At 48.9% G+C, this 7351-nt stretch carries 7 protein-coding genes and 2 rRNA genes; 5 read left to right on the forward strand and 4 right to left on the reverse strand.

Annotation, left to right across the window (positions count from 1 at the left end):
• Window positions 1-5: 5 nt before the first annotated feature.
• Together radD and CX664_RS15280 are read left to right on the forward strand one after the other, a co-directional pair.
• Window positions 6-1802 (forward strand): DNA repair helicase RadD, encoded by a 1797-nt coding sequence (gene radD / locus CX664_RS15275; protein WP_101747572.1) that lies wholly within the window; start codon window positions 6-8, stop codon window positions 1800-1802.
• Window positions 1802-2314: a hypothetical protein gene (locus tag CX664_RS15280; protein ID WP_101747573.1), complete on the forward strand. Its 513-nt coding sequence runs from the start codon at window positions 1802-1804 to the stop codon at window positions 2312-2314. The genes radD and CX664_RS15280 overlap by 1 nt, the downstream gene beginning before the upstream one ends.
• A gap of 355 nt (window positions 2315-2669) precedes the next feature.
• Here CX664_RS15280 and CX664_RS15290 read toward each other — a convergent pair whose 3' ends face one another.
• The gene (locus CX664_RS15290; RefSeq protein WP_241693434.1) at window positions 2670-3413 is read right to left on the reverse strand and encodes a type 1 glutamine amidotransferase; all 744 of its coding nucleotides are present in this window, start codon (window positions 3411-3413) and stop codon (window positions 2670-2672) included.
• A gap of 579 nt (window positions 3414-3992) precedes the next feature.
• Here CX664_RS15290 and CX664_RS15300 point away from each other — a divergent pair.
• Both CX664_RS15300 and CX664_RS15305 read left to right on the forward strand, forming a co-directional pair.
• Entirely contained in the window at window positions 3993-4478 is a 486-nt protein-coding gene (locus tag CX664_RS15300) for a glutathione peroxidase (protein WP_101747585.1), read from the forward strand.
• A 46-nt stretch (window positions 4479-4524) separates the two neighbouring features.
• Entirely contained in the window at window positions 4525-5637 is a 1113-nt protein-coding gene (locus CX664_RS15305; RefSeq protein WP_101747577.1) for a PilT/PilU family type 4a pilus ATPase, read from the forward strand.
• A gap of 55 nt (window positions 5638-5692) precedes the next feature.
• Here the strand turns inward: CX664_RS15305 and CX664_RS15310 are convergent, their stop codons facing one another.
• Window positions 5693-6181 (reverse strand): GNAT family N-acetyltransferase, encoded by a 489-nt coding sequence (locus CX664_RS15310; protein WP_101747578.1) that lies wholly within the window; start codon window positions 6179-6181, stop codon window positions 5693-5695.
• A 183-nt stretch (window positions 6182-6364) separates the two neighbouring features.
• On the opposite strand from CX664_RS15310, the gene CX664_RS15315 reads away from it, so the two are divergent.
• Complete coding sequence (locus CX664_RS15315) at window positions 6365-6802, forward strand: hypothetical protein (protein ID WP_101747579.1); 438 nt, start codon at window positions 6365-6367, stop codon at window positions 6800-6802.
• Between the two features lie 83 nt (window positions 6803-6885).
• On the opposite strand, the gene rrf is transcribed toward CX664_RS15315, so the two are convergent.
• A 5S ribosomal RNA gene (gene rrf, locus CX664_RS15320) occupies window positions 6886-7001 on the reverse strand.
• 160 nt (window positions 7002-7161) lie between these two features.
• Window positions 7162-7351, reverse strand: a 23S ribosomal RNA gene (locus CX664_RS15325); the annotation flags it as partial.

Genomic DNA, 7351 nt, shown 5'->3' on the forward strand with positions numbered 1-7351 from the left:
CCGAAATGGTCTACCAGCTCCGCCCCTATCAAAAAGATGCCGTTCACAGTGTGATACGGCATTTTCGCAAATCCAATGACCCGGCCCTGCTGGTGCTGCCCACAGGCGCTGGCAAGAGTCTGGTTATCTCCGAGCTGGCTCGCATTGCCCGTGGCCGCGTTCTGGTTCTGGCCCATGTGAAAGAGCTGGTGGAGCAGAACCACGGCAAATACCAAAGCTATGGATTGCAAGCCTCCATCTTCAGTGCCGGACTTGGCCAGAAAGAAGCCTCTGAACAGGTGATATTTGGCAGTGTGCAAAGTGTTGTCAGAAATCTTGAACAGTTCCAGAACGCACCGGACCAGAAAGCATTTACCCTGCTGGTTATTGATGAGTGCCACCGGGTATCCATGGAGAAAACCTCCAGTTACCACAAGGTCATTGACCACTTTAAAGGTCTGAATCCAAACCTTAAGGTTCTCGGTCTGACAGCAACCCCCTATCGCCTGGGGATGGGCTGGCTGTACCAGTATTATCAAAGCGCTGACAATAAGGGGTCGGTCAGAACCGAAGAGCCTCGCTTTTTCAAAGAGTGCCTGTTTGAGCTACCACTGTCTTACATGGTTGATAATGGTTATCTCACGACACCCGAGGTGGTTGATGCACCCATTGTGTTCTACGACTTCAGCCAACTATCCCGGGATAGCTTTGGACGATATGGCGAACAGGAACTGAATCAGCTATTGAAAGGGAAAACCCGGGCCACCCGGGAAATCATCACTCAGGTAAAAAAAGAAGCTGCTACCCGTAAAGGTGTCATGGTGTTTGCCTCAACAGTAGACCATGCCCGTGAGATTATGGGTTACCTGCCAGACGATGAGAGCGCCCTGATTATTGGCGATACGCCCGCAAAAGAGCGGGACCGCCTGATTACCGCGTTCAAACAGCAGCAGCTTAAATTCCTGGTGAATGTGTCAGTGCTCACCACCGGTTTTGATGCCCCCCATGTAGACCTGATCGCCATACTGCGGCCAACAGAGTCCGTCAGCCTTTATCAGCAGATCGCTGGCCGGGGACTGCGCCTGGCACCGGACAAAAAAGAGTGCCTGATTATTGATTATGCGGGCAACCGCTTCAGTTTATACAGCCCGGAAGTGGGCGAACCCAAACCGGATTCCAAAGCGGTGCCCGTCACGGTGCCCTGTCCTGCCTGTGGCCACGAGAATCATTTCTGGGGAGTGGTCGATAGCGATGGCGATCTGGTGGAACACTACGGTCGACGCTGTCAGGGCTTTGCAACGTTTTTGGCTGACAACGGCAGCGAAGTGAAAGAACAATGTGAGTTCCGCTACCGCTTTAAAGAGTGTGACCAGTGCGGAGCTGAAAACGATATAGCCGCCAGAAAGTGTCACAGTTGCCAGAATGGACTGGTTGACCCGGATAAAAAACTTCGAGAGGCTCTGAACCTGAAAAACTGCCTGGTGATTCGGTGTTCTGGTATGGAAATGAATGCGGATAAAGACACTCAGGGCAAACAGCGCATCAGGATCACCTACCACGATGAAGATGGTGCCGAAGTCAATGAGTTCTTCAGGCTGGATACCCCCTCACAGCAAGGTGCGTTCTATCATCATTTTGGCAAGCATGCCCTGATTAATCGTGCTGAGCCATTCCGGGCGTCAACGGTGGATAATGTTATCCACAGCCGCAAGAAATTTCGCAAACCTGACTTTGTGATAGCGCAGAAGGAAAAGCATTACTGGAAAATCATTGATAAGCTGTTCGACTACGATGGCAAATACCGCAAGGCCGAAGCGCTCTGATGCACGTCACTTATCACATAACCGGGCAAACCCAGAACCGCATCAATCAGTTGATGATTAAATACAGTCCGAAGCATACGCTGGTCATCTGGGTTGCCTCACTGGCCTGTTTACTGATGCCGCTGCTGGTCTTTCGGAACAGCCTGAGCAACATTCTGCTTTCCGGACTCTTTGGCTCTGCCTTAATTACTTTCCTGATACTGAATCTTGGCCTCAGGTATGCCGTGCATAAACGCTTTGGTCTTCATTACCAGCCGGACCTTGACCTGGAAACCCGCACTCTGTGCCTTGAGGAACATGGCATCAGCATCCGTTCATCATTACTGAAACCGGCTTTTCGCCCCTACAAGCAGGTAAAGATGATCACGGTAGAAGACAATATTATTGTCATCGCAGGAAAAAGCGGCTGGCTGGAGATGATCCCCCGGGATCAGGTTACAGAAGGCAACTGTGGATTATTGCTGGATACGCTCTGCCAGAGAGCCGGGAAAAAAATAAAAAGTTCCAGCTGAGACAATGAAAATAATCTAGAATTTTGTCAGGTAAACAGCACTGCACGGTTTGAATAGCGATGTGCAAGCTCCCCGTTATTACTCTGTTATTGGTTACCTTATTATCTGCCTGCATCACAGAAAATCCTGTGTATGGCAATAAATATGCTGGTAAAAAGAGCGCCAGCGGCTGGCTGGAAATACCACCAAACCCTGAGATGCTGAATATGGCAAAATTTGCGGCCAGGGACTTACAAAACGACTCGGTACTGAAAGTAACAGAAGCAAAACGCCAGAATATCCTTGGCACCTGTTATCTGCTTGCTTTTCAAATGAGCAGTGGTACACAGTGGCAAGCGGAACTTTACCAAGACCCTTACGGTAAACTGACTCTGCTTGAATTGTTAAACCCATTTCCCGCAAGAAAATGAACGATAGCCTCGCCTGCCTGAGCCCGGTCGTCAGGCAATCCAACCGCTCCCAACGCCTTATCAATTAATCGATCACCCACCATGGTGCGCAGCCTTTCACACACATCCATAAAAAATCCGTCGACAAATTCAGGATGCGCCTGCCAGGTCAGGATGGAAGACCCCCGTCGAGTAATGGCGTTCTCGCAGAAATCCGAGGTTGCCAGCACGGCAAAGCCCGGAGCCACATGGTCCACCTGATCCTGATGCACAGCCAGAACGCGAATAATGCTACCGGACTTAAAACGCCCGAAATCACACAGCGCTTTCACCGGATAAGCACCTAAACCCCATCCTCCGGGAAACTTACGAACACTGCCTCCCAGGGACTGATGAATAATCTGATGACCAAAACAGATGCCCACCAGCAATGCATCACTCCTGGCAAGGTCGATAATCAACAGCCTGAGTTTCAGGATCCACGGCTCTGAGTCATAAGCAGAAGACTTGCTGCCACTGATAATCCACGCGTCACATTGGTCAACGGAGGATGGAAAGCTGCCTTGATAACAACGCCAGACAGAATACTGCCACTGACCGGGCATCACCCGGTCAACCATCATTTTGTAATCATTATCAAAGGTGCCAAAACGCTTAATAGAGTCTGGATGATGTTCATCGCACAATAAAATACCCAGTCGCCTGTTCAATGCCAGCTTCCCCGAAACCTGTCTTCTGCATTAGTACAGTCTATATCGACAAGAAGACCATTGAGGATACAGAACGAACCGAACCTCTCAGAGCTTGCTGTACAAGAACCCCCATAGTTGCCTCTACAGCTTCAAAAGGCTCATATCCCTCGCCCTCATCCTCAGGCCATAACAAGCTTGAACAAATAATTAATTTTTTTTCATCCGGAACTTGCGTTATCCACAAACCCAACATTATAATGAGAATCGTTATCATTAAGATTAAAGATGTTACATATCGGCTCAACCTGACTCTCCCCAAGCCTTTGTTGAGCCACCCAAGCACCTGTTGACTTATGGAGGGACTGCCATCGAACGAAATTTCAGACCTGACTAACTGGCAAATGCCAGTGATTCGCAAATCCTCATCTTTAGGGCCTGAATTTCAGGCCTTTTTTTGTTGTTTCCTGATCCGATCCTGTCCATTATTGATAAGCTGAAAAAATTGCATGTTAAGTGTGCAGCAAGATATTGGCTATCAAGCACCTTTCGGATGGCAACCCTGCTGCATTGGTCCAATCAGAAAAAGAGCCGCTACCGATGGAACTACAGAAGTACAAAATGCCCTTGCTTGGCGGGGAAATGAAAGAACTCGCTGACTATGAGAACAAGGTCATTTTAATCGTCAATACTGCCAGTAAATGTGGCTTCACTCCCCAGTACCAAACCCTTGAAGAGCTATACAACAAATACAAGGACCAGGGGCTGGTCATCCTGGGCTTCCCCTGCAATCAATTTGGTCGTCAGGAACCCGGGGGCAGTGAAGAGATTGGTGCTTTCTGTCAGAAGAACTACGGGGTTACCTTCCCGATGTTTGAGAAAATTGAGGTGAATGGTGATCATGCCGCGCCACTCTATAAAGATTTAAAATCCGAAGCGCCCGGACTGCTGGGTACTCAGAAGATAAAATGGAACTTTACCAAGTTCCTGGTCGGTCGTAAGGGTGAGATCATTGACCGCTATGCCCCCACCACCAAGCCGGAAGATATCGAAGAAGACATCTGCAAAGCATTAAGAGAGAGCTGAGCGAGCCGACAAACTAAGAGTCTCAACAACCCGACACTCTTATACCGTGGATATTAACAAAGCACTCTCCCTGCTGGCTGATCGCAACGGTTCAGAACTGTTTCTGACGGTCGGCTACCCCCCCTGTTTGAAAATCAATGACCAATTGGTACCGATAGCCAACACCTCGCTGACCAGCAAGCAGGCCCACCATAGTTTTGCAACCATGATGGGCGAAGAGCGCTTTAAAGAGTTCTGTGAGACCCGTGAAAGTAATTACGCGATACAGAACCCGGAGTCCGGTCGTTTTCGTATCAGTGCGTTCTTCCAAAGAGGGGAACCCGGAATGGTGATCCGGCGCATTCACCACCATATTCCTTCCCCCCGGGAGCTTGGCCTGCCGGATATTTTCTGCGACCTGATTCTTCAGGAGAGAGGTTTGATCCTGATTACCGGGCCTGCAGGTGCCGGTAAAACAACCGCGATGGCATCACTGGTAAACCATCGCAACACTACGGGTAAAGGGCATATCATCACCATTGAAGACCCTGTTGAATTTATCCACAGCCATAGGCAATGCATCGTCACCCAGCGAGAAGTTGGACTGGACACCCAATCTTATGAAGAAGGTCTGTCGAATGCCCTGCGTCAGGCACCCGACCTGGTGGTTATTGGTGAGATCCGCACCCCCGAGGTGATGAGACATACCATTGAGTTTGTGCAAACGGGTCACCTCTGTATCGCAACCCTGCATGCCAATACCGCCTATCAGGCGCTGGAGCGGATCATTCACTTTTTCCCCCGGGAACAACATGAAGAGGTTCTTCTGGATTTATCACTGAGCTTGCAGGGAATCCTCGGGCAACAGCTGCTCAGCTCTGAAGATGGTACGGCAGCCTATCCTTCCCATGAAATCCTGTTAAATACACCGGCGCTGGCCGATCTCATCAAAAAGGGCAAAGTGGATGAAATCCATGACCTGATGGAGCGCTCCAAAGACTCGGGTATGCAAACCATTGACCAATCCATATTCAAGCTGTTTGAGGCTGGAAAAATCACCGCCCAGCAAGCTATCCAGCATGCTGACTCCTCCAATAACATGCGCCTGCTCATAAAGATGCATGGTCATCAGGGAGGGGACGATAATTCCCTGTCACACTTGACCATTTCCACGGATTGAAGCAGCAGCCTGAGAATAACACGGTGCAACAGGTATTTATCTGCTGCACAACTACTCACCCATGCTCTTCTATTAATGAACGCTGCCAGATGGATGTATCAATAATCTGATCAAACTTAACACCACAGCGCTCCATCACTCCCACCTTTCTATACCCCAGTTTCTGATGCAATGCCTCGCTGCGCTGATTGGGCAGGGCAATCACGCTAATCATTTCCCGAATACCCAACGCTTTTGCCGCACTGAATAACGCCTGATACAACAAGGTACCCATGCCACGTCCACCAGCACCATCGCGCAAATATATGGAACCTTCCGCCGTATACCGATAGGCGGCCCGAGCATGATAATGGGCAGCATAGGCATAGCCGAGCACCTCACCCTTTTGTTCATAGACCAGAAAACAGTGTGCTTTCTCCAGCCTTTTCCCGATCTCTTCAGGGGTCACAGGATTAACTTCAAAAGTAACCGTACTGTGCAAAACATAGGTGTTGTAGATATCCGCTATCTGGGCACAATCATCTGGTTTGGCGGTTCTTATCATCAATGTACTGCCTGTCCATCACAAAATTATGTGAATGCAGCATATTTGAAATAACCATGGAAATCACTGCAAACCGACATGATTGTGTCAGCACCACTGACCGGCCTGTTATCACCTTTGCAGGGAACTAAAGGTACGATCTTTCTATCAAACTCCCTGAACAGACTATTGAGGATCATACCCATGACAAGAAAAACACACTTAAGCATATTCTTTGCAACACTTCTCTGTATTAGCTTTTTCAGCTTTGCGGAACCTGCTCAACCATGGAAAACGGGGAACATAAAGTTGTATGGCTTGCTAATACCAGTAATCCAGGTAGAAGAAGGAGACATCAATGGCTTTATTGCCTGTTATTCACATGACATGGAAATGCCATCTTACCCCGTAGAAGAAGACATTTACGTAAAAGGCTTTGTCGCTATGGAAGGGCAGTACAAAGGACGCATTTTTCATCCCGAAGGGTATTTAGATATGGATATCAGCCCTGTATATACAACACCCAGCACTATATGCCAGGAGTATATACCCTCCTGCCAAGATGAGAACACTGAATGCTGGGCAGGCGGTGATACCGGCGGCTACTTTGGTCACCTTCTTCGGGCAATTAATGTCGAGTGATATTCTTTCGCTACAATGCAAAAGCCCCGATAGATTGCTCTATCGGGGTTTACAACCTTGAGAAAACTCAAGGTAAAAATGGTGCCTGGCGATGACCTACTCTCACATGGGGAGACCCCACACTACCATCGGCGATCGGTCATTTCACTGCTGAGTTCGGGATGGGATCAGGTGGTTCTAACCTTCTATGGTCGCCAGGCTAAACTTTTTAGCCGGAAGCTTTAAGCTGTAGGCTATAAGCTGTCCTTGCTCTGGAATCCAGTATTTAAGCTTTCTTGCTGTACACTCTTGCGTATGGCTCCAACTGACAACTGGTCACTGACCACCGTCAACTGATTCGCAAATCGCTTTGGCGTTATATGGTCAAGCCGCACGAGTCATTAGTATTGGTTAGCTCAACGCCTCACAGCGCTTACACACCCAACCTATCAACGTCATCGTCTTTAACGGCTCTTCAGGGAGATCATGTCTCCAGGGAAGTCTCATCTTGAAGGGGGCTTCCCGCTTAGATGCTTTCAGCGGTTATCCCGTCCGAACATAGCTACCGGG

It is taken from the genome of Endozoicomonas acroporae, assembly GCF_002864045.1.
Lineage (GTDB): Bacteria > Pseudomonadota > Gammaproteobacteria > Pseudomonadales > Endozoicomonadaceae > Endozoicomonas > Endozoicomonas acroporae.